The sequence below is a fragment of the Halorubrum sp. CGM5_25_10-8B genome (assembly GCF_005435095.1).
Taxonomy (GTDB): Archaea; Halobacteriota; Halobacteria; order Halobacteriales; family Haloferacaceae; genus Halorubrum; species Halorubrum ezzemoulense.
This window is the reverse complement of sequence record NZ_SGTY01000016.1, coordinates 1-19,296: the sequence shown is the minus strand read 5'-3', so window position 1 is coordinate 19,296 and position 19,296 is coordinate 1. Positions and strand designations below refer to the sequence as shown.

Annotated in this window: 19 protein-coding genes; 12 read left to right on the top strand and 7 right to left on the bottom strand. The window is 67.8% G+C overall.

Annotated elements, in window-relative coordinates; all coding sequences use genetic code 11:
- Nucleotides 1–82 precede the first annotated feature (82 nt).
- The 5 genes from tpiA to EXE51_RS13925 all read left to right on the top strand — a co-directional run bounded on the left by tpiA (nt 83) and on the right by EXE51_RS13925 (nt 5,355).
- Nucleotides 83–727: a triose-phosphate isomerase gene (gene tpiA / locus EXE51_RS13945; protein ID WP_137692860.1), complete on the top strand. Its 645-nt coding sequence runs from the start codon at nt 83–85 to the stop codon at nt 725–727.
- A 190-nt stretch (nt 728–917) separates the two neighbouring features.
- The gene (dnaK, locus tag EXE51_RS13940) at nt 918–2,846 is read left to right on the top strand and encodes a molecular chaperone DnaK (RefSeq protein ID WP_176454986.1); all 1,929 of its coding nucleotides are present in this window, start codon (nt 918–920) and stop codon (nt 2,844–2,846) included.
- An 82-nt stretch (nt 2,847–2,928) separates the two neighbouring features.
- On the top strand, nt 2,929–4,098 hold the full coding sequence (dnaJ, locus tag EXE51_RS13935) for a molecular chaperone DnaJ (RefSeq protein ID WP_049931272.1): 1,170 nt from the start codon (nt 2,929–2,931) through the stop codon (nt 4,096–4,098).
- A gap of 98 nt (nt 4,099–4,196) precedes the next feature.
- Complete coding sequence (locus tag EXE51_RS13930; protein WP_137692859.1) at nt 4,197–4,517, top strand: cupin domain-containing protein; 321 nt, start codon at nt 4,197–4,199, stop codon at nt 4,515–4,517.
- Nucleotides 4,518–4,602: 85 nt separating this feature from the next.
- Nucleotides 4,603–5,355, top strand: a complete 753-nt coding sequence (locus EXE51_RS13925; RefSeq protein WP_049931270.1) for a hypothetical protein — start codon at nt 4,603–4,605, stop codon at nt 5,353–5,355.
- Nucleotides 5,356–5,382: 27 nt separating this feature from the next.
- Here EXE51_RS13925 and EXE51_RS13920 read toward each other — a convergent pair whose 3' ends face one another.
- The 6 genes from EXE51_RS13920 to aglJ form a co-directional block, all read right to left on the bottom strand.
- Nucleotides 5,383–6,717 carry an ABC transporter ATP-binding protein gene (locus EXE51_RS13920; RefSeq protein ID WP_094495365.1) on the bottom strand — a complete coding sequence of 445 codons (1,335 nt, stop codon included), beginning with the start codon at nt 6,715–6,717 and terminating at the stop codon, nt 5,383–5,385.
- Nucleotides 6,710–7,768: an ABC transporter ATP-binding protein gene (locus tag EXE51_RS13915; protein ID WP_049931268.1), complete on the bottom strand. Its 1,059-nt coding sequence runs from the start codon at nt 7,766–7,768 to the stop codon at nt 6,710–6,712. Before EXE51_RS13915 ends, EXE51_RS13920 begins: the two co-directional genes overlap by 8 nt.
- The gene (locus EXE51_RS13910; RefSeq protein WP_049931267.1) at nt 7,768–8,952 is read right to left on the bottom strand and encodes an ABC transporter permease; all 1,185 of its coding nucleotides are present in this window, start codon (nt 8,950–8,952) and stop codon (nt 7,768–7,770) included. Before EXE51_RS13910 ends, EXE51_RS13915 begins: the two co-directional genes overlap by 1 nt.
- A gap of 14 nt (nt 8,953–8,966) precedes the next feature.
- Complete coding sequence (locus EXE51_RS13905) at nt 8,967–9,941, bottom strand: ABC transporter permease (protein ID WP_049931266.1); 975 nt, start codon at nt 9,939–9,941, stop codon at nt 8,967–8,969.
- Nucleotides 9,942–9,983: 42 nt separating this feature from the next.
- Nucleotides 9,984–11,873 (bottom strand): ABC transporter substrate-binding protein, encoded by a 1,890-nt coding sequence (locus EXE51_RS13900; protein ID WP_137692858.1) that lies wholly within the window; start codon nt 11,871–11,873, stop codon nt 9,984–9,986.
- Between the two features lie 340 nt (nt 11,874–12,213).
- Nucleotides 12,214–13,221, bottom strand: a complete 1,008-nt coding sequence (gene aglJ, locus EXE51_RS13895) for an S-layer glycoprotein N-glycosyltransferase AglJ (RefSeq protein WP_086219706.1) — start codon at nt 13,219–13,221, stop codon at nt 12,214–12,216.
- A gap of 148 nt (nt 13,222–13,369) precedes the next feature.
- Here aglJ and EXE51_RS13890 point away from each other — a divergent pair, with 148 nt between their 5' ends.
- Entirely contained in the window at nt 13,370–13,750 is a 381-nt protein-coding gene (locus EXE51_RS13890; protein WP_094495367.1) for a hypothetical protein, read from the top strand.
- Between the two features lie 54 nt (nt 13,751–13,804).
- On the opposite strand, the gene EXE51_RS13885 is transcribed toward EXE51_RS13890, so the two are convergent.
- Nucleotides 13,805–14,164, bottom strand: a complete 360-nt coding sequence (locus EXE51_RS13885) for a response regulator (RefSeq protein ID WP_086215864.1) — start codon at nt 14,162–14,164, stop codon at nt 13,805–13,807.
- A gap of 176 nt (nt 14,165–14,340) precedes the next feature.
- Here EXE51_RS13885 and EXE51_RS13880 point away from each other — a divergent pair, with 176 nt between their 5' ends.
- From EXE51_RS13880 to EXE51_RS13855, 6 genes are all read left to right on the top strand, one after another.
- Nucleotides 14,341–15,372: a phosphate uptake regulator PhoU gene (locus tag EXE51_RS13880; RefSeq protein WP_049931258.1), complete on the top strand. Its 1,032-nt coding sequence runs from the start codon at nt 14,341–14,343 to the stop codon at nt 15,370–15,372.
- A 100-nt stretch (nt 15,373–15,472) separates the two neighbouring features.
- Nucleotides 15,473–15,655, top strand: coding sequence for a hypothetical protein (locus EXE51_RS13875; protein WP_049931257.1), 183 nt, complete (start codon nt 15,473–15,475; stop codon nt 15,653–15,655).
- An 80-nt stretch (nt 15,656–15,735) separates the two neighbouring features.
- Complete coding sequence (locus EXE51_RS13870; protein WP_004598402.1) at nt 15,736–15,963, top strand: hypothetical protein; 228 nt, start codon at nt 15,736–15,738, stop codon at nt 15,961–15,963.
- 96 nt (nt 15,964–16,059) lie between these two features.
- Complete coding sequence (locus tag EXE51_RS13865; RefSeq protein ID WP_049931256.1) at nt 16,060–16,491, top strand: CoxG family protein; 432 nt, start codon at nt 16,060–16,062, stop codon at nt 16,489–16,491.
- Entirely contained in the window at nt 16,488–17,294 is an 807-nt protein-coding gene (locus tag EXE51_RS13860; RefSeq protein ID WP_049931255.1) for a carbon-nitrogen family hydrolase, read from the top strand. Before EXE51_RS13865 ends, EXE51_RS13860 begins: the two co-directional genes overlap by 4 nt.
- 636 nt (nt 17,295–17,930) lie before the next feature.
- Nucleotides 17,931–18,971, top strand: a complete 1,041-nt coding sequence (locus tag EXE51_RS13855; RefSeq protein WP_049931254.1) for a presenilin family intramembrane aspartyl protease PSH — start codon at nt 17,931–17,933, stop codon at nt 18,969–18,971.
- The last annotated feature ends 325 nt before the right edge of the window (nt 18,972–19,296 follow it).

Genomic DNA, 19,296 nt, shown 5'->3' with positions numbered 1-19,296 from the left:
TTGTGAGGGGTCGAAACGACGGGACCCCGAGCGAGCGTCGCGAAGCACGAACCTATTTGCGCCGCGCTCCCCGAGTAGAGGTATGTTCATCCTGGTGAACCTCAAGGCGTACCCGTGCGATCCGATCGAGGTAGCGACCGCGGCCCGCGACGTCGCCGAGGCGTCCGGCGCGCGGATCGCCGTCTCGCCGCAGGCGGCCGACCTCGCCCGCGTCGCCGAGACGGGCGTTGAGACGTGGGCGCAGCACGTCTCGCCGAACGAGCACGGTTCGCACACGGGTTCGACGCTCGCCGAGGCCACCGCCGACAACGGCGCCGAGGGGACCCTGATCAACCACTCGGAGAAGCGACTGAAGCTCGCCGACATCGACGGTTCGGTCCGCGCGGCCGAGCGCGCTGACCTGGAGACGATCGTCTGCGCGAACAACCCCGCGCAGGTCGGCGCCGCCGCCGCGCTCGGCCCTGACGCCGTCGCGGTCGAGCCCCCGGAGCTCATCGGCGGCGACGTCTCCGTCGCCACCGCGGACCCGGGTATCGTCGAGGACGCGGTCGCGGCCGCCGAGGCCGTCGACCCCGCGGTTGACGTGTTCTGCGGCGCCGGTGTCTCCAACGGCGAGGACGTGTCGACCGCCGGCGACCTCGGGGCCGCCGGCGTCCTGCTGGCCTCCGGCGTCGCGAAGGCCGACGACCCCGAGGCGGTCCTCGAAGACCTCGTGAGCGGGATCTGAGCCGGCGAGTCCGGGCCGGTTCGCGTCCGCGAGCCCGAGACCGGCGCTGCGTTTGCGGATCGGTATAAAAACATCGATGTGAGCGACTCACACGATCGAGAAAACGCACGACGGCGGCGGCTTTCTTCTCCCGGGGAGATCGCGGCGTCTAGTAACCTTTAACCGAAACAAGCCGCTATCTGTGACCAAGATGGCGAGCAACAAAATTCTCGGTATCGACCTCGGTACCACCAACTCCGCGTTCGCGGTGATGGAGGGCGACGAGCCCGAGATCATCGCCAACGCCGAGGGCGACCGGACGACGCCCTCGGTCGTCGCATTCGCCGACGACGACGAGCGCCTCGTCGGCAAGCCGGCGAAGAACCAGGCCGTCCAGAACCCCGACCGCACGATCCAGTCGATCAAGCGGCACATGGGCGACGGCGACTACACCGTCGAGATCGGCGACGAGGAGTACACGCCGGAGCAGGTCTCGGCGATGATCCTCCAGAAGATCAAACGCGACGCCGAGGAGTACCTCGGCGACGACGTCGAGAAGGCGGTCATCACCGTCCCCGCGTACTTCAACGACAAGCAGCGGCAGGCGACGAAGGACGCCGGCGAGATCGCCGGCTTCGACGTCGAGCGCATCGTCAACGAGCCGACGGCCGCCTCCATGGCGTACGGGCTCGACGACGAGTCCGACCAGACCGTCCTCGTGTACGACCTCGGCGGCGGCACGTTCGACGTGTCGGTCCTCGACCTCGGCGGCGGCGTCTACGAGGTCGTCGCCACGAACGGGGACAACGACCTCGGTGGCGACGACTGGGACGAGGCGCTCATCGACCACCTCGCCGACGAGTTCCAGAACAACCACGGGATCGACCTCCGCGACGACCGGCAGGCGCTCCAGCGCCTGAAGGACGCCGCCGAGGAGGCGAAGATCGAGCTGTCGAACAAGAAGGAGACCACGGTCAACCTCCCGTTCATCACCGCGACCGACAGCGGGCCGGTCCACCTCGAACAGTCCGTCACCCGTGCGACGTTCGAGAGCCTCACCGCTGACCTCATCAACCGTACCGTCGAGCCGACCGAGCAGGCGCTCGCCGACGCCGACTACTCGAAGTCGGACATCGACGAGGTCATCCTCGTCGGCGGCTCGACACGGATGCCGCAGGTCCAGGAGAAGGTCGAAGAGCTCGTCGGCCAGGAGCCGAAGAAGAACGTCAACCCCGACGAGGCGGTCGCGCTCGGTGCGGCGGTCCAGGGCGGCGTGCTCTCCGGCGACGTCGACGACATCGTCCTCCTCGACGTGACTCCGCTCTCGCTCGGTATCGAGGTGAAGGGCGGCCTCTTCGAGCGGCTCATCGAGAAGAACACCACGATCCCGACCGAGGAGTCGAAGGTGTTCACCACGGCCGCGGACAACCAGACCTCCGTCAACGTCCGCGTCTTCCAGGGCGAACGCGAGATCGCCGAGGAGAACGAGCTGCTCGGCGCGTTCCAGCTCTCCGGCATCCCGCCGGCGCCGGCCGGAACCCCGCAGATCGAGGTCTCGTTCAACATCGACGAGAACGGGATCGTCAACGTGGAAGCAGAGGATCAGGGCTCCGGTAACGCCGAGTCGATCACCATCGAGGGCGGCGTCGGCCTCTCCGACGAGGAGATCGAGGAGATGCAAGAGGAGGCCGAGAAGCACGCCGAGGAGGACGAGGCTCGCCGCGAGCGGATCGAGGCCCGCAACGAGGCCGAGACGACGATCCAGCGCGCCGAGACCCTACTCGAAGAGAACGAGGAGGAGCTCGACGACGACGAGCTCGTCGCCGACATCGAGGCGGCCATCGAGGACGTCGAGGACGTGCTCGAAGACGAGGACGCCGAGACCGACGAGATCGAGTCCGTGACCGAGGCGCTCACCGAGGAGCTCCAGGAGATCGGCAAGCAGATGTACGAGGGACAGGCCGCGCAGGCCGGTCCGGGCGGCGCGGGCGGCGCCGGTCCCGGCGGGATGGGCGGCGCTGGCGGTCCGGGCGGTCCGGGCGGTGCGGCGGGCCCCGGCGGTGCCGGTCCCGGCGGCGACGCGGACGACGAGGAGTACGTCGACGCCGACTTCGAGGACGTAGACGACGACGAGGAGTAACGCCCTCTCACCCGACGCTCGACGCCTCGACCCCGCCGCTTAAATCGACCCGTCGATCAACACCAATTAACAAACGCAACGCATGACCGAAGATTTCTACGACGTCCTCGGCGTGTCGCGGGACGCCAGCGAGGAGGAGATCAAGAAGGCGTACCGCAAGCAGGCCGCCGAACACCACCCCGACGTCAGCGACGACGAGAACGCCGAGGAGCGGTTCAAGAAGATCCAGAAGGCTAAGGAGGTGCTCACCGACGAGCAGAAGCGCCAGCAGTACGACCAGATGGGCCACGATCGGTTCACCCAGGCCGACAAGCGCGGCGCGACCGGCGGCGGTGCCGGTCCGGGCGGCGCCGGCGGTCCCTTCGGCGGGGCCGGCGGCGCTGGCGGCGCCGGCGGGTTCGAGGACATCTTCAACCAGTTCTTCGGTGGCGGCGGTCGCGGCCGCGGCGGCGGTGGCGGCGGCAACCGCCCGCGGCAGGGGCGCGACCTCAAGACCGGACTGACGATCGACCTCGAAGAGGCGTTCAACGGGGCGACCAAGGAGGTCACGCTCACGCGACCGACCGAGTGCGACACCTGCGGCGGCGCGGGGCATCCCCCGGACGCCGACGTGGAGACCTGCCCGCAGTGTAACGGCCGCGGGCAGGTCCAGCAGGTCCAGCAGACGCCGCTCGGGCGCGTCCAGCAGACGTCGACGTGTCCCCGCTGCGAGGGCGAGGGCGAGCTGTACAGCGAGGACTGCGCCGACTGCGGCGGCGACGGCGTCGTCCGCGAGGAGGCGACGCTGTCGGTCGAGATCCCGGCCGGGATTCGCTCCGGGCAGAGCCTCCGGATGGAGCGCGAGGGCGCGCCCGGAGAGAACGGTGGCCCGAGAGGCGACCTGCTCATCGAGGTCGATGTCGACGTCGGCGACCGGTTCGAGCGCGACGGCGACGACCTCCGCGTCAACGAGGCGATATCCTTCCCGCAGGCCGTCTTCGGCGACACCGTCGAGGTGGAGACGGTCGACGGAACGGTCGAGATGGATGTCCCCGCGGGGACCCAGAGCGGCGAGACCTTCCGGCTTCAGGGCAAAGGGATGCCCCGCCTCCGTCGTCGCGGTCGCGGCGACCTCTACGTCCAGGTCGCCGTCGTCGTGCCCGAGTCGCTCAACGACGAGCAGCGCGAGGCGCTGGAGGCGTTCGCGGAGGCCGGCGGCGAGGACATCGACGTCGGCGGCGGCTTCTTCGAGAAGCTAAAAAGCTCCTTCTGAGTGCCGTTCGCGGCGCCGCGCCTCTTCCCTCGCGGCACGTAGCTTTTCCGTCCCTCGCGGCCCGTAGCTTTTCCGTCCCTCGCGGCGACGGTCAGCGCATGGGCTACGACACGACGGCCTACAACGACGTGGAACCGCGCGCGCCCGGGATGTTCTTCCTCCGAGAGGCGCTCGACTGCGAGCGGCTCGGCGTGACCGTCGTCGAGGCCGACGACGGCTGGGAGGGGATGGAACACGACCACGGCGACGCCGACCATGAGGAGGTGTACCTGCTGCTCCACGGCGAGGCGACGCTCACCGTCGACGGGGACGCCGTCGCCCTCGCGCCCGGCGACGCGGTCCGGGTCGACCCGGAGTCCACCCGCGACCTCGCCTTCTCGGCCGACGGCTCGAAGATGGTGATCGCCGGCGCGCCCTGACGCCGCCCCGACGCAGTCCGGTCGGGCCGCGGGGTCGCCTCCGGGACGCCGCAGCGTTAAGACGCGCGCGTTCCGAGAACCGAGTATGGAACTCGTCGGCGAACTCCTCGCGCGCGACCGACGCAGTCGCGACGTGGCGCTCGTGACGCCGGACGGCCGGGAACGGACCTCCCACGACCTGATCACGAACGGCTACAAGGCGGCGAACGTGCTCCGGTACCTCGGCGTCCGGACGGGCGCGACCGTGGCCGTCGAGCCGATTCCGGGATTCCACACGACGCTCGCGTTCCTCGGCGCGGCCGCCGTCGGGGCGCCGGTCCGGTTCGACCCGGCGGCGGGGATCGACGCCGGCGACCGCGTCGTCCTCGCACCGGTCGCGACCGCGGCCGCGCTCGATCCGGCGCCAGGAACGAACCTCGCCGCCTTCGGCGGCTCGCCCGAGCGTCCCGACACCACGCACTGGGAACAGGAGCTGTGGAGCGAGAACCCCGGGATGCCGCCGAGCGACATCGCCCCCGACGACGCCGTCGTCCGCGGGGCGGACCTGTCGGTCAGCCACCGCGACCTCTGTTCGCGCGCCGCGGCCGCGGTCGAGGCCGCCGGGATCGGAGACGAGACGCGAGTCGTCCTCAGAGCACCCTTCTCCGACCCCTCGGCGCTCGCCGCCGGCCTCGTCGCCCCGCTCTCCGCCGGCGGGACGGCGGTGCTCGCGGCGACGGGCGGCGGAGACGCGTCTGGCGACGAGTCTCGCGGCGACGTGGCGGTCGCTCCGGCGGGAAAACCAGTTCCGGAGCCGCGGCGGATCGACCCGGCGTCGCTCGCGTCGACGACCGAGTGAGCGGTCCCGGCTCGGTCGCGGCCGGGATCAGTCGTCCGCGGGGTTCGGCTCCGCGGCCGCCTGACCCTCGTGTCGGAGACAGGCGGACTCGTGGTCCGGCGTGTGGACCGTCCGTTCCGGCTCGGTCTCGGCGCACGGCGTCGTGATCGCGTTTCGCAAGACCTCTCCCGCCCGCTCGTCGTTCCCGTCGATCAGGAGATCCAGCGCCTCCGAGAGGGTCCGTTCGAGGTCGGGGTCGTCGACGGTCTCCCCGATGTCGAACTCCCGGCGGATCTCCGCCTGGACCTCCGCGTCGGTCGGGTCGGAGCCGCCGGCGGCGATGTTCTCGCGGACCTGTTCGACGTCGACCTCGCCCGCGCTGACCTTGTCGCGGAAATTCAACAGCCCGCGCCAGTCGGCCTGATCGACGTCGACGCCGTCCGGTTGGATCACCTTGTGACACCGGGTGTGGAACCGACACCCGCTCGGCGGGTTCGTCGGACTCGGCACGGTGCCCTTCAGCTCGATGCCGCCGACGCTCGCGCGCGGGTCCGGCGTCGGGATCGAGGACAGCAGCGCCTCGGTGTATGGGTGTTGCGGGTCGGTGAAGATCTCCTCCACCGGCCCGATCTCGACTATCTCGCCGAGGTACATCACGGCCACGCGGTCACAGATCTGGCGGATGACGGACATGTCGTGGCTGATGAACAGAAGCGACAGCCCGAACTCGTCTTGGAGGTCGTTGATCAGCGAGAGTATCTCCGCCTGGATGGAGACGTCGAGCGCGCTCACCGGCTCGTCGGCGATGATGAGGTCCGGGTTCAACACGAGCGCCCGGGCGAGCGCGATCCGCTGTTTCTGCCCGCCGGAGAACTCGTGCGGGTACCGGTCGAAGTCGCTCGCCGAGAGCCCGACGCGTTCGAGCAGGTCCTCGACGATGGCGCGACGCCGGTGGCGGTCGCTCATCCCGTGGACCTTGAGCAGCTCGCCGACGGCGTTCCCCACGGACACCCGCGGGTCGAAGCTCGACGACGGGTCTTGGAAGATCATCTGGGCGCCCCGCCGGAACGCCATCATCTCGTCGTCGTCGAACTGCGTCACGTCGTTGGGGTGGGTTCCGTCGGGGTCGCGCGTCGCGCCCCCGCGTCCGTTCCCGTTGAAGATGACCTCGCCCGAGGTCGGCTCCTCCAAGTGGATCACCGAACTCGCCGCGGTCGACTTCCCGCACCCTGACTCGCCGACGAGTCCGAGCGTTTCGCCCTCTTCGATGTCGAAGCTGATCCCGTCGACGGCGCGGGCGGCGCCGACCTTCCGGTTGAACAGCCCCTTCCGGATCGGGTAGTGTTTCTTCAGGTCGCGGACCGAGAGCAGCGGCTCAGTCATCGGCGGGACCCACCTCGCTGTCGCCGTCGGCCGCTCCGTCGCCCGGTCCGAGCCCGTCGCTCCTGACTACCGACGGGTTGCCGCCCGGCCCGTAGTGGACGCAGGAGACCTCCTGGCCCGGCGCCACCTCGACCTCGTCCGGCTGGTCGCCGGTGCGACACGCTTCCTCGGCGTACTCGCACCGTGGAGCGAACCGGCAGCCGTCCGGCGGGTCGTGCGGGTCCGGGAGCGTCCCCGGAATGCCGCCGCCGGATCCCCCGAACTCCGGCAAACACTCCAGCAGTTGCTGTGTGTACGGATGCCCGGGGTGATCGAAGATGTCGAGGACGCCGCCCCGCTCCATCACCTTCCCGGCGTACATCACGACGATCCGGTCGGCGATCTCCGCGACGACGCCGAGGTCGTGCGTGACGAACAGGATTCCCATCTCGAACTCCTCTTGGAGGTCGTCGAGGAGCCGCAGGATCTGCGCTTGGACGGTCACGTCGAGCGCGGTCGTGGGCTCGTCGGCGATGAGCAGGTCGGGGTCCCCGACGAGCGCCATCGCGATCATCACGCGCTGCTTCTGTCCGCCGGAGAACTCGTGCGGGTAGTCGTCGAACCGCGAGCTCGCGTTCGCGATCCCGACGCGGTCCATGAGGTCGACCGCCTTCGCGCGGGCCTCGTCGTCGGAGACGTCCTGGTGGATCTGGAGCGCCTCGGTGATCTGCCACCCGACCGTGTAGCAGTGGTTCATCGCCTCCTGCGGGTTCTGGAAGATGTGTGCGATCTCGTTGCCCCGGATGTTCTGAAGCTCCGATTCGGGGAGCGACAGCAGGTCGCGCCCGTCGTACCGGACGGTCCCCTCGATCTCTCCCGGCGGGGTGTTGATAATCCGCGTGATCGACTCCGTCGCGACCGTCTTTCCGGACCCCGACTCGCCGACGATACACACCGTCTCGCCGGTGTCGACGCTGAAGTCGATCCCGTCGACCGCGGTGAGCGTTCCGTTGTCGGTGCTGAACGTCGTCGTGAGGTTTTCGACCTCGAGTAGTGGCTGATCGTCGGCCATTATTCGTTCTCCGCCTCCGCTTCGGGGTTCAGCGCGTCCAACAGCGCGTCACCGAGGAAGTTGAACGCGAGGATAGTCAGGAACAGCACGATACCCGGCGCTAACACGATCCACGGGGCGAACGAGAGGTCGCTCCGCCCGGCGGAGATGAGCTGCCCCCACGAGGGCACCGTTGAGTCGCCGATCCCGAGGAACGCGAGCTGGGCCTCCGCGAGCAGGAAGCCGGGAATGAGCAGCGTGAGCTGGGTGATGATGCTGCTCGCCGCGTTCGGCACGACGTGTCCGCGGATCACCTGATACGTGCTCGCGCCGCTGATCCGGCTCGCCTTGATGAACTCCTCCTCGGAGATCGACAGCGACTTGCTCCGGATGTAGCGGGCGGTCCCGCCCCAGGCGAACAGCGAGAACACCACGATGAACATCCCCAGCCCGGCCCCGTAGATGTACAGGATGAGCAGGAACATCAGGAACGTCGGGAACGAGAGGATGATGTCGACGAACCGCATCATGATCTCGTCGACCCACCCGCCGGCGTACGCGCTGAGCGTCCCGAACGAGATCCCGATCGTGGCGACGATGGTCGTCGTGATGAAGGCGATCTGCATGCTGATCGTCATCCCGTAGACGATCATCGTGAACACGTCCTTCCCGCCCTGCGTGGTCCCGAGCGGGTGTTGCCAGGTGCCGTAGCACCGTCCGTTCATCACCTCGCCGACGCACGTCGCCGGCGTCGTGTCGACGACGGAGGTGAACACCGGCGGCTGGTAGGCGATGAACAGGTCCTGTTGCGGCGCGTTCATGACGAGCGGGCCGACGAGCCCGCCGACGAACACGATGCCGAGCCAGCCGAGGCTCACGACCGCGGGGCGGTTGCGCTTGAACTCCTTCCAGTAGTACCGCGTCATCCGCGGGTTCTGGTACAGCGGCAAGACGAGGTACCAGAACGCCAGGAACAGCGTGAAGATGAAGAAGAAGTCGAGGCTCTCCAAGTTCCGTTCGAGGCCGATGAACTCGAAGGTCGGGGTGCGCTGGCCGGTGAACCGCCAGTCGTACACGCCGAGCAGCGCGAGCGGCAGGGTCGTCAGCAGCATCCCGATCGAGTTGGTCGACAGATCGAACCGCCCCGACCGCGAGAGGTCGTTCCAGTCGACTTGATCGAACCGTTCGGAGTCTTCAGTTGCCATTGTTTTCGGTTATATTACCTGTCATCGTAGCTGATCCGCGGGTCGAGCACGGTGAACACGATGTCCTCGAGGAGGTTCCCGATGACGGCGACGAAGGTGAAGAACAGCGTCGTCCCCAACACGAGGTTCGTGTCCTGCGCGAGCAGCGCTTCGTAAGTCAACCGTCCCAGTCCGGGGATACCGAACACGACCTCGACGAGGAGTGACGACCCGAGGAACAGCGCGAGGAGCTGTCCCACGAGCGTCGTCGAGAGCGGGACGAGGGTCGGTCGCATGACGTGATACGCGTACGCACGAAGCGGGGAGACCCCCTTCGCCTTTGCCGTCTTCATGAAGTCGGCGTTCTGGAACTCCGCGGACTCGTTCCGGGAGACGCGCATGACGGCGCCGATCGACCCGGTGACCAACACGAACACCGGGACCGACAGCTGGATCGCGTTCTCCACGCTGAACACCGGTGCGCTCGTGTTGTAGATCACCGGTATCACCTCCAGCCACACGCCGAAGATCAACAGGAGGATGATCCCGAAGAAGAAGTTCGGGATGGCGTAGCCGAAGAAGGCGAACCCGGTCGCCGCGTGGTCCTTCCAACTGTACATGTTCGCGGCGGAGTAGACGCCGACGAGCGGCCCCAAGGTGATCGTGAGGATGGTCCACGGAATCGAGTACTGCGCGGTGTAGTACAGCGCCTGCGTGACCGCCTCCATCACGGGCTGGCTCCGGCTCACGGACCAGCCCCAGTCGAGCGTGTACACGCTCCGGATGAAGTCGAAATACCGGACGTGAAGCGGCTGGTCGAGCCCGCGCAGCTCGCGTACCCGCTCGGCCGCCTCCGCCGGATCGCCGCCTTGAAGCGCCGCCTGCGTCGCTGCCCGCTGGACGGCCGGGTTCGGCGCGGCCGAGAGCAGCAGGAACGTGATCGTGACGATAATGAGCGATACGACTGCTGCCCAGAGAACCCGAGCGGTGACGTACCTTCCAAATCCCATGTGATGTGTAAGTCGGTAGGGTGAGAACGGGGTGGCTCGCTCTTACTCGTCCGTCGACGGGTAGAACTCGGACCAGCGGGGCTGCCAGGTGAAGTGGGAGGAGGCGAGTCCGCGGTAGACCCCTTGGATCAGCTCCTCTTTGCCGATCGCCGCCGCCATCGCCTGGCGGAACGGAACGAGCTGGAACATGTTGCCCGGACCGGTGTTCCACCCGTTCGCGCGCTGGTTCACGGAGATGATCGTGTTGTACGGCGTGGGGACCTGCCGGACGGTCACGTTATCGTCTTCGCTGTACGACTCGTACTGCTCCGGCGGAATCGCCGCCGCGTCCGCCTCGCCCGTCTCGAGCGCACCGAGACGCGACGCCTGCTCTTGAACGACGCTGATCGACGCCTCCTCGAAGAGCGGCCCTTCGGAGAACAGGTCCGGCCCCTCGTCGATGTCCCGGAGGTAGTACTCGTCGTTCCGGACGTACTCGGTACCCGAGCCGCGGTTCCACTCTTCGAGCTCGAACGGCCCGAGGTTCCCCGAGAACTGGAGTTCGAGGAGCTCCTCGTCCTGCTGGAGCCCCTCCACGTCCTCCTCCTCGACGTACGGTTCGAGGAGGGCACGCGGAATCGGGTAGAGGTACGGGTCGTACGTCTGGGGCCACAGCACGTTCGACGTTTCCAGCGTCGCCTCGAACTCGAGTTCCCCGGTCTGCTCGACTTCGACGCCCTCCCAGCTGTCCGAGTCGGCGGTGTTCGCCCAATCGGCCTGTTGGACCTCCTGGATCTGATAGACGAAGTCCTCGGCGGTGACCTGCCCGTACGGCTCGCTGAACTGGAGGTTATCACGGAGTTCGAACGTCCACACCTCGCCGTCCTCCGTGGACATGTCGTACAAAAGCGGGAAGTACTCCTGGTTCTCGTCGAACGTGTAGCCGGGATCGATCGCGCGCTCGATGGCCGTTCCGGCCCCGGACTCGTTGTTGTACAGCGGGTTCAGCGTGTTGAAACTGGCTCCCGTGACCGTGTCGTACGAGCCCGACACGCTGGGGTCGTCGATGTGCCACGCCGGGAGGTCCCAGCCGTTCGAGAAGTTCTCGATCGGACCGGTGAGGTCGGGGTTGTACCCGATGATATCGTCGCCCAGAGTGAGCATGATGTAGGGCTGTTCGCGCGCGAGGTTCGCGAAGATGTCAACGAACGCCTGCCGGATCTCGTCCCGACTCGTCGCCTGCCTCGCCTGCTCGAACAGGGACTCGACGTCGAACTGCGGGTAGTAGCCGACCGGGTTGAAGTTCGCGTTCGCCCCGTCGAAGAACGTCTGGTTCGTGAGGGGGTTGAGCGGGTACGTGTTCAGCCCGAAGTTGACCGACATATCCCACGCCTCGTTGCTCGTGACGGAGCGCGGCCCCGGGTTCCGCGGTCCGGGGTTCGACCACTCCACCTCTTCGCCGTTAACCGTATCCGTCCCGCCTTTGGGGTCGCCCGAGTAGTACTCGTTACTGAACCGAGTCCCGTCGATCGCTTCGGGAGTGACGCTGATACCGAGGTTGTTCTCGAGTTCCTGTGCGATGAACTCCGCGAGGAGCTGGTTGGTCTCGGAGGCGGCGCTGTGATAGATGTCGATCTCGACCTGGTCTCCTTCGGGGTTGACCATGACGTCCCCGTCGAAGCCGTAGTCGTATTCCGACTCCTCGAACGCCTCCCGTGCCAGGTTGCGAGCGACCTCCGATCCGTAGAGGTCACCGACCCCGAACCGGGGGAAATCGGGAACCTCGACTTCGCCGCCCCCGCCGCCACCGCCGTCAGAGCCGTCCGACCCGTCACCGCCGTTTCCGGAACAGCCGGCGAGCGTTACGGCGCCGGCGAGGCCGAGCGCGGAGAGCCATTGCCGCCGGCCGATATGCCGGGAATCATCACGATTCTCAATGTTTCGCCGTGGCATACCAAGTAGTAAGATTGTGTGTATAAAAAACTTCAGACTTATGGATAGTTGTTAGGGACGATCATCTTACATCCGTGTTAGTGATCGCCGGTCTTAGGGATGTATTCATGATTGGAACGCACATTTTACCGGAAATATGGTTTTCTGTCCCTCTCCGAAGCGAAACGTAGACAGCGTCTCTCCCGTCATCGCGGCGTGCGAGTCGGCTTCGGTCGTCTGCCCTCGCGAGGCGGATCGTCGTCCGCCGCTCTCCGGTTCGGTGTTCGTCGGTCGTCCTCGCCCTCCCCAGCTTAACCGTCGCGTCGGTCTCGCTCGCCGACCGCGTCAGGCTCTCGCCGGGTCACCGCTCCGGTTCTCTCGCTTCGGGAGTTTCGTCCGGTCTGGAGGCATCCCCGCCGTCGCCGGCCGCCGCAGAGCCCCCTGTCGCTCCGCCGCCGACGGCCTGCTCGTAGCGTGCGATCTGCTCGCGGTGGAGGGTGTGGATCATGTCGGCGAGGAAGCCGAACACGAGCAGCTGGATCCCGAGGATCGTCGCGCCGACCGCGCCGACGGCGACCACCTCGTGACTGATCCCGAACGCGAGGTACCGGTACAGCACGAACGACGCCATCGCGATTCCCGCCGCGGTCGACGCCACGCCGACGCTCCCGAAGTAGAACAGCGGGTTGTTCGTCTTCGCCTTCCGGTACAGCTCTAGGAAGATCACCCCGCCGTCCCGGACAGGGTGGAGGTTCGTCGCGGAGCCGCCGGGCCGCTCTCGGTACGTGATCGGGACCACGGCGACCGGGACGCGGTTCTTCACGCACTCGACGGCCATCTCGGTCTCGATACCGAACCCGTCCGCGGTGAGGTGGAGCCGCAGGAACGACTCGCGGGTGAACGCGCGGTACCCCGAGAGGATATCGCCGTAGTCCTCGCGGTGGATCGCCCGGAACGCGAGGTTGATCAGGCGGTTGCCGACCCGGTTCAGGCGCGTCATCGCACCCGGGCGCATGTCCGCGAAGCGATCCCCGACGACGTGTTCGGCCTCGCCGTCGAAGAGCGGGTCGAGCATCGCCGCCGCGTCGTCCGCGTCGTACGTGGCGTCGGCGTCCGCCATCAGCACGTACGGGGCCTCGACGTGGTCGCGGACCGCCTCCCTGACCGCCTGCCCCTTCCCGCGGCCGGACTGTTCGACGACGCGCGCGCCGGAATCGCGGGCGATCGACTGCGTGTCGTCCGTCGAGCCGCCGTCGATAACCAAGACGTTCTCGAATCCGGCGTCCCGGAAGTCCGCGACGACGCGTGCGACCGTCTCGGCCTCGTTCATCGTCGGCAACAGGACGCAGACGCCGTCGTGATCGGTCATCAGACGAGCGATCACGGGGGAGTCGCTAAACTCTGTCCCTCCTCGCCGCCGCGACGGTCCCCTCCGGGCGTCGTCGCCTTCGCCGGCGCCGCGTCCGTGGGTGCCGCGACCACCCACACTCATGTATGTGAACACTGATCATGTGTGTATGTCTCAGCCCTCGGACGTACGCGTCGACGAACTGCTCAGCGCCGCTCGCACGGCGACGGGCGACGAACTGCGGAGCCTCACTTACTTCACGCACGACGACATCGACCAGCTGTACCTCCGCAGCGACCTGAGCCAGACCGCCGATCTCGTCGGCTTCGCCGAGAACGAGCGACAGGGGTTCCACGCGCAGTCGATGTACGCGGACACCCAACTCGGCGACTACCGGTTCACGGTTCGCGTGTTCGAGAACGGCTACCTCACGCGCGTGATCGCGAACGACCACGGCGTCTGGGCGACCACCGACTCGATGGAGATAGACCGGTTCGAGGAACTCGCGAGCGCGCTCGCAGCGATCCTCCGCTCGTTCGACCCCGCCTGACCGTCCCCGCGGGAGCACACCTCTCCTCGTCGAGACTCGACTCCGAAAGGGCGTTTACCCGAGGTGGCTCTCGAACTCGCCGACCAGTTCCGCAGCGTCGACCGGCTTCGTCACGTAGCCGTCGGCGCCCGCCTTCACCGCCTCCATCATCTTCTCCTGTTGGTCGACGCTCGTACACATCACGATCACCGCGTCGGGCCACCGGTCTTTGATCGCCGCGGTCGCCTCGATCCCGGTCATCTCCGGCATCACGACGTCCATGGACACCGCGTCCGGCTCGTACGCCTCGAACAGCTCGACCGCCTCAGCGCCGTTTTCCGCCTCGTCGACGACCTCGAACCGGTCTTCCAGCGCGTCGCGGACGACGGTCCGCTGGAAGGAGGAGTCGTCGACGACGAGTACCCGCTCGGTCATACCATCTCTCCCTTCCTGACCGACATAAACGCGCGGATCGAACGCGCTGTTGCGCGGTCGACGGACGCGGTCGACATCCGTCGGCCTTCGGCCCGGCTCGATCACCTTGTATATTCGATGCTGCGTATAATGAACATGGGAACAAGGTTAAGGTCTATCCCGCGATACGGTGGCGTATGGAAACGCGGAAGGTCCAACGGTTGGGGCCGTCGACGCTGGCGATGACCCTTCCGGCCGAGTGGGCGCAGGAACACGGCGTGAACAAAGGCGACGAGGTGTCGCTCCGAATGGGTGGGAAGGGGACCCTCACGGTGCTTCCCGAGTCTGTGAGCTCCGAGGAGTCCGAGGCGGTGATCAACGCCGACGCGCTCGACGCGCGCTCGCTTGAACGCGCGATCGTCGCGCAGTACGTGCTGGGGCGGCGCGTGATCCACGTCCGCAGCGAAGGCGCGCTCGACAGCGAACACATCAACGCCGTCTACAAGGCGGAGACCCAGCTGATGGGGCTCGGCGTCATCGAGGAGACGCCCGAGGACATCTCGATCCGCTGCTCCGTCGACCCCGAGGACTTCACCCTCGACAACCTCCTCGAACGGCTGGAGAACACCGGCTCCACCATGCGCGGCGAGGGCGTGAAGGCGCTCGCGCACGGCAACCCCGACCTCGCGCAGCGCGCGCTCAACCGCGAGCGGCAGGCGAACAAGATCTTCGTCCTCCTGTTGCGGCTCATCTTCACCGCCTACCAGAACCCGAACCTCGCGCGCGCCGTGGGCTTGGAAGAGGGGTTCCCGCTCATCGGCTACCGCTCCGTCGCGAAGAACCTCGAACTCACCGCCGACAACGCGGAGGACATCGCCGAGATCGTGATGGAGGCCGACGGGCACACCCTCGACGTCGACAGCGCGACGATGCGGCAGATCCGCGAGTTCACCGATCAGGTGGACGAGCTGACCGCGCTCGCGGTCCGCGCCGTCGTCGAGCGCGACTACGACCTCACCGTCGAGTGCCGCGACCTGTTCTCGCGGCTGGAGGACCGCGAACAGGAGATCCTCGACGAGCTGCCGAACGACCTGGACAACGAGACGCTGCTCATGACCCGCGAGGTGCTCGTCAGTCTCCAGCACACCGCCGAGTACGCCATGCGGAACGCCGAGATCGCCGCGAATCTCGCCCTCAACGAGGCGTCCGAACACGTCGAGATCATCTGAGGCGGGCGTGGCGCCCGCGTCACGGCTGCCTCCGGTGACTACCAGCCGTCGGCGTCACGCGGTTCGTATGAACTAAGTGGCCCCCCGCGAAGCGGTTCGTATGAGCGAGGCTTCCATCGAATCGGACAAAGAGGTCGGCGTCGCGCTCGCGCTCGGCGCCGTCGCGGCCGTCAGCGCCGTGGTGATGCTAGCGTACCCGGGGCAGCTCGGGAAAGCGTGGGGGTTCGCGGGCGCGTTCGTCTTCGCGACGCTCGCCGTCGGCGCGGTTCAGTTGTTCAGCTGACCGGGCGCTCCCCGCCGTCGACCGGCCGTCCGGTTCCAGAACGAGAAACCGTTAATAGCGTCAGACGCGTAGACGGGACAATGAGCGAGTACACCGAGGAGGAACAGCGGATCCTCGCGTACCTCACGGACAGCGTCACCCGTGGTGAGCGGTACGTTCGCTCGAAGACGATCGCCGACGCGATCGGACTCACCGCGAAACAGGTCGGTTCGCGGCTCCCCCGCCTCGCCGAGAAGTCGGACGACGTCGATATCGAGAAGTGGGGTCGCGCCAAGTCGACGACCTGGCGCGTGACGCCCGACGGGTGAGGCTCGCGCCGGCGATCCCCCGGAGCCCCGCCCCGTCCTTCGCGGTCGACTCCGTCGACGCGCAATTTTAACACCCGTAGCCCTAAACGGAGACGTATGACCGTTCGAGTCTCCCGGACGTTCGAGTTCGACGCGCCGCCAGCCGACGTGTGGGCGTTCATCTCGGACGCGGAGCAGCGCGCGGGCGCCATCAGCGTGGTCGACTCCTTCGAAGTTCACGACGACCGAACCGCGACCTGGCACGTCGCGCTCCCGATACCGATGATCCGCTCGACGATCGACGTCGAGACGGAGGAGGTCGCGCGCGACCCGCCGAACCGAGTGAAGTTCGTCGGGAAGTCGCGGGCGTTCCGCGTGACCGGAGAACACGAGATCACCGAGACCGACGACGGCGGCTGTCGGCTCGCCAACGAGTTCGTCGTCGACGGGAGCCTCCCGGGCGTCGAGTCCTTCTTCAAGCGCAACTTCGACGCCGAACTGGACAACTTGGAGGACGCGCTCCGGGCCTCGCTCGCCTCGCCGGCATGAGGCTCGCCGGCGTCCAGCTGGCGGTCGAGGGCGGCGACGTCGAGGCGAACGTCGCGCGGGCGCTCGACCGCGTCCGGGGGGCCGCCGCCGAGGGCGCGGACCTCGTCGTCCTCCCTGAGCTGTTCGACGTCGGGTACTTCGCGTTCGACTCGTACGGCCGCGCCGCGGAGAGCCTCGCCGGCGACCGCCTCGCCCGGTTCGCGGCCGCGGCCGACGCGAACGACGTGGCCGTGCTCGCCGGCACGGTCGTCGAGGACCTGTCGGCGTCGGCCGCGGACGGGTTGGCGGTCCCGGCTGAGTCCGGGCTCGCGAACGCCGCGGTGCTTTTCGACGCCGACGGCGAGCGCCGGCTCGTCTACCGGAAGCGGCACCTGTTCGGCTACGGCTCCGAGGAGACGGACCGGATGGTGCCCGGCGAGCGGACGCCGGTGGTCGACCTCGCGGGCGTCACGGTCGGGGTGACGACCTGCTACGACCTCCGATTCCCGGAGCAGTTCCGCGCGATGGCCGATCGGGGCGTCGAGTGCGTGCTGGTCCCGAGCGCGTGGCCGTATCCGCGGATCGAGCACTGGCGGACGCTCGGACGGGCGCGGGCCATCGAGAACCTGACGTACGTCGCCGCGGTCAACGGGAGCGGTCGGTTCGGCGACGACGAACTCTGCGGGCGGAGCGCGGTGTACGACCCGTGGGGGACCGCGCTCGCGTCGGTCGGCGACGAACCGGGCGTCGTCACCGCCGCCGTGGACCCCGAGCGGGTCGCGACGGTCCGCGAGGAGTTCCCCGCGCTCCGCGACCGTCGCTGAGCCGGCTCGCGGCGCGTCGTCTCCCGCGACGAACGCCCCCTCGACCGGATCCGGATCTCACACATTTATACGCGTGAGGCACGTACCCTATTTTGCCGAAGACCGACGCTTTTCTCGTTGGAATTCGGCGTTAATCGATCCGCGCGCCCGTCCCGACCGCTCGGGCGGCGACGCCGACGACAGCCCGGGGGTCCGCTGTCCGGCCGCCGCCCGCCGCCTCTCGCCGCCGCCTCGCCTTTCGCCCATCGCTCCTCGACTCCTCCCCTTTCGCCCACCGCTCCTCGACTCATCTCCTTCCGTCATCTCCAAGCCGTGAGCCTCCGCCACGGCTCATCGTCCGGTCCGCCAATGAAAATATCCGTGCTGATAACTCGGGCGATACGTTCTTACGTCGCTCGGCTGAGTAGGTAAATGCCGCGGACGAATCCGGCCGGCCCCATCCCGTTTCGGACGGGCCGGCCGGCCACTCGCTTCCACCGTCCGTCGTCCGTCGGCTTGGGTTCGGGTCCACCCGCTCCCACACCGAGCCCGAACCCGTTTCTGTGCGCCGCCGATTCCTCGATAGCGGTCGGTACCGTCGGCGCCCGCGGCCCGAAGCGCAAGGACGAAACCCTCGGCCGACGAAGCGACGGTCGAATGTTCCCCCGCGAGTACCGCGGCGTCGCCTTCGTGGTCGGGCTGTTCCTGGTCGTTCAGGTGGGCGCGCTGGCGCTGGTCCCGGAGTTCGCCGCGAGCGGTTATCAGGCGGTCGAGAACCCCGACAACCCCGCGAACAGCGTGCTGTACGTCGTCGCCATCGTCGCGATGACCGGAGTGATGCTGGCGGCGTTCCGGTACGACTTCGACGGGGCGATCCGGCTGCTGATCGTCGGCGTCTCGGCGTGGCTCTCGTGGTACGTGTTCTCCGCGCTCGTCCCGCCGCTCGCGGCGGCCGTCCCCGCGGTCGCGGTCGCAGTCGGCCTGCTCGTCCACCCCGAGTGGTACGTGATCGACACCGCGGGGGTGTTGATGGGCGCGGGCGCCGCCGGGCTGTTCGGTATCTCCTTCGGCCTGTTGCCCGCGCTGATCCTCCTCGCCGTCCTCGCCGTCTACGACGCGGTCTCCGTCTACGGCACCGAACACATGCTGTCGCTCGCGGAGGGCGTGATGGACCTGAACATCCCGGTCGTGCTGGTGATCCCGCTGTCGGTGTCGTACTCCCTGCTCGACGGAGAGGCGGCCAGCGACGAGGCCGCGGGGGTCGGCGCGGACGAGGAGGTCGATGCGGACAGCGAAACCGACGCGGAAGCGGAAGGCGATGTAGACGCGGCGGCTGACACGAGCCCGGACGCTGACGCGGCAGGCGAGGTTCCGGACTCGCCCGAGCCGGGCGACCGCGACGCCTTCTTCATCGGTCTCGGCGACGCCGTCATCCCGACGGTGCTGATCGCCAGCGCGGCGACGTTCTCGCCGGCCGCGAACCTCGCCGTCCCCCTCCTCGGCGTCAACCTCCCCGCGCTGCTCGCGATGGTCGGGACCCTCGGCGGGCTGCTCGTCCTCATGCGGTGGGTGATTCGGGGGCGAGCGCACGCGGGGCTCCCGCTGTTGAACGGCGGCGCGATCGGTGGGTATCTGATCGGTTCGATCGCCGCCGGGGTCCCGCTCCTCGAAGCGCTGGGGCTCGCGACGTTCTTTTAATTCGGCTCGGGTGTAGCGGTTCGTCCGTCCGCGTGAACGCCCGAAACCTCGACTTCTCGGCCGTCTGTTGGCCTCGTCTATTAGCGCCTATCTGGGGTGACCACCGCCGGAGCCCCAGCCGCGGGGCGGGCAGACGCTCGCTGTCGTTCGAGACGCCGAAGGCGTCTCGTGACGACGAGAGAGGTTCGCTCTCTCGAACCACGCTCCTCGTCGCTCGCTTCACTCGCCCCTGCGGCGCTTGCGTCGCCTCTGCCCGCCCCACGACTGCCTCTTCGAGTCCCGCCCCGCGGCTGCCCCTTCGAGTCCCGCCCGACCGCGACCGCCC

What these genes read in the sequence shown, in the direction of transcription:
- tpiA (WP_137692860.1), top strand. Translation starts at nt 83, where the DNA reads ATGTTCATCCTGGTGAACCTCAAGGCGTACCCGTGCGATCCGATCGAG.
- dnaK (WP_176454986.1), top strand. Translation starts at nt 918, where the DNA reads ATGGCGAGCAACAAAATTCTCGGTATCGACCTCGGTACCACCAACTCC.
- dnaJ (WP_049931272.1), top strand. Translation starts at nt 2,929, where the DNA reads ATGACCGAAGATTTCTACGACGTCCTCGGCGTGTCGCGGGACGCCAGC.
- EXE51_RS13930 (WP_137692859.1), top strand. Translation starts at nt 4,197, where the DNA reads ATGGGCTACGACACGACGGCCTACAACGACGTGGAACCGCGCGCGCCC.
- EXE51_RS13925 (WP_049931270.1), top strand. Translation starts at nt 4,603, where the DNA reads ATGGAACTCGTCGGCGAACTCCTCGCGCGCGACCGACGCAGTCGCGAC.
- EXE51_RS13920 (WP_094495365.1), bottom strand. Translation starts at nt 6,717, where the DNA reads ATGACTGAGCCGCTGCTCTCGGTCCGCGACCTGAAGAAACACTACCCG.
- EXE51_RS13915 (WP_049931268.1), bottom strand. Translation starts at nt 7,768, where the DNA reads ATGGCCGACGATCAGCCACTACTCGAGGTCGAAAACCTCACGACGACG.
- EXE51_RS13910 (WP_049931267.1), bottom strand. Translation starts at nt 8,952, where the DNA reads ATGGCAACTGAAGACTCCGAACGGTTCGATCAAGTCGACTGGAACGAC.
- EXE51_RS13905 (WP_049931266.1), bottom strand. Translation starts at nt 9,941, where the DNA reads ATGGGATTTGGAAGGTACGTCACCGCTCGGGTTCTCTGGGCAGCAGTC.
- EXE51_RS13900 (WP_137692858.1), bottom strand. Translation starts at nt 11,873, where the DNA reads ATGCCACGGCGAAACATTGAGAATCGTGATGATTCCCGGCATATCGGC.
- aglJ (WP_086219706.1), bottom strand. Translation starts at nt 13,221, where the DNA reads ATGACCGATCACGACGGCGTCTGCGTCCTGTTGCCGACGATGAACGAG.
- EXE51_RS13890 (WP_094495367.1), top strand. Translation starts at nt 13,370, where the DNA reads ATGTCTCAGCCCTCGGACGTACGCGTCGACGAACTGCTCAGCGCCGCT.
- EXE51_RS13885 (WP_086215864.1), bottom strand. Translation starts at nt 14,164, where the DNA reads ATGACCGAGCGGGTACTCGTCGTCGACGACTCCTCCTTCCAGCGGACC.
- EXE51_RS13880 (WP_049931258.1), top strand. Translation starts at nt 14,341, where the DNA reads ATGGAAACGCGGAAGGTCCAACGGTTGGGGCCGTCGACGCTGGCGATG.
- EXE51_RS13875 (WP_049931257.1), top strand. Translation starts at nt 15,473, where the DNA reads ATGAGCGAGGCTTCCATCGAATCGGACAAAGAGGTCGGCGTCGCGCTC.
- EXE51_RS13870 (WP_004598402.1), top strand. Translation starts at nt 15,736, where the DNA reads ATGAGCGAGTACACCGAGGAGGAACAGCGGATCCTCGCGTACCTCACG.
- EXE51_RS13865 (WP_049931256.1), top strand. Translation starts at nt 16,060, where the DNA reads ATGACCGTTCGAGTCTCCCGGACGTTCGAGTTCGACGCGCCGCCAGCC.
- EXE51_RS13860 (WP_049931255.1), top strand. Translation starts at nt 16,488, where the DNA reads ATGAGGCTCGCCGGCGTCCAGCTGGCGGTCGAGGGCGGCGACGTCGAG.
- EXE51_RS13855 (WP_049931254.1), top strand. Translation starts at nt 17,931, where the DNA reads ATGTTCCCCCGCGAGTACCGCGGCGTCGCCTTCGTGGTCGGGCTGTTC.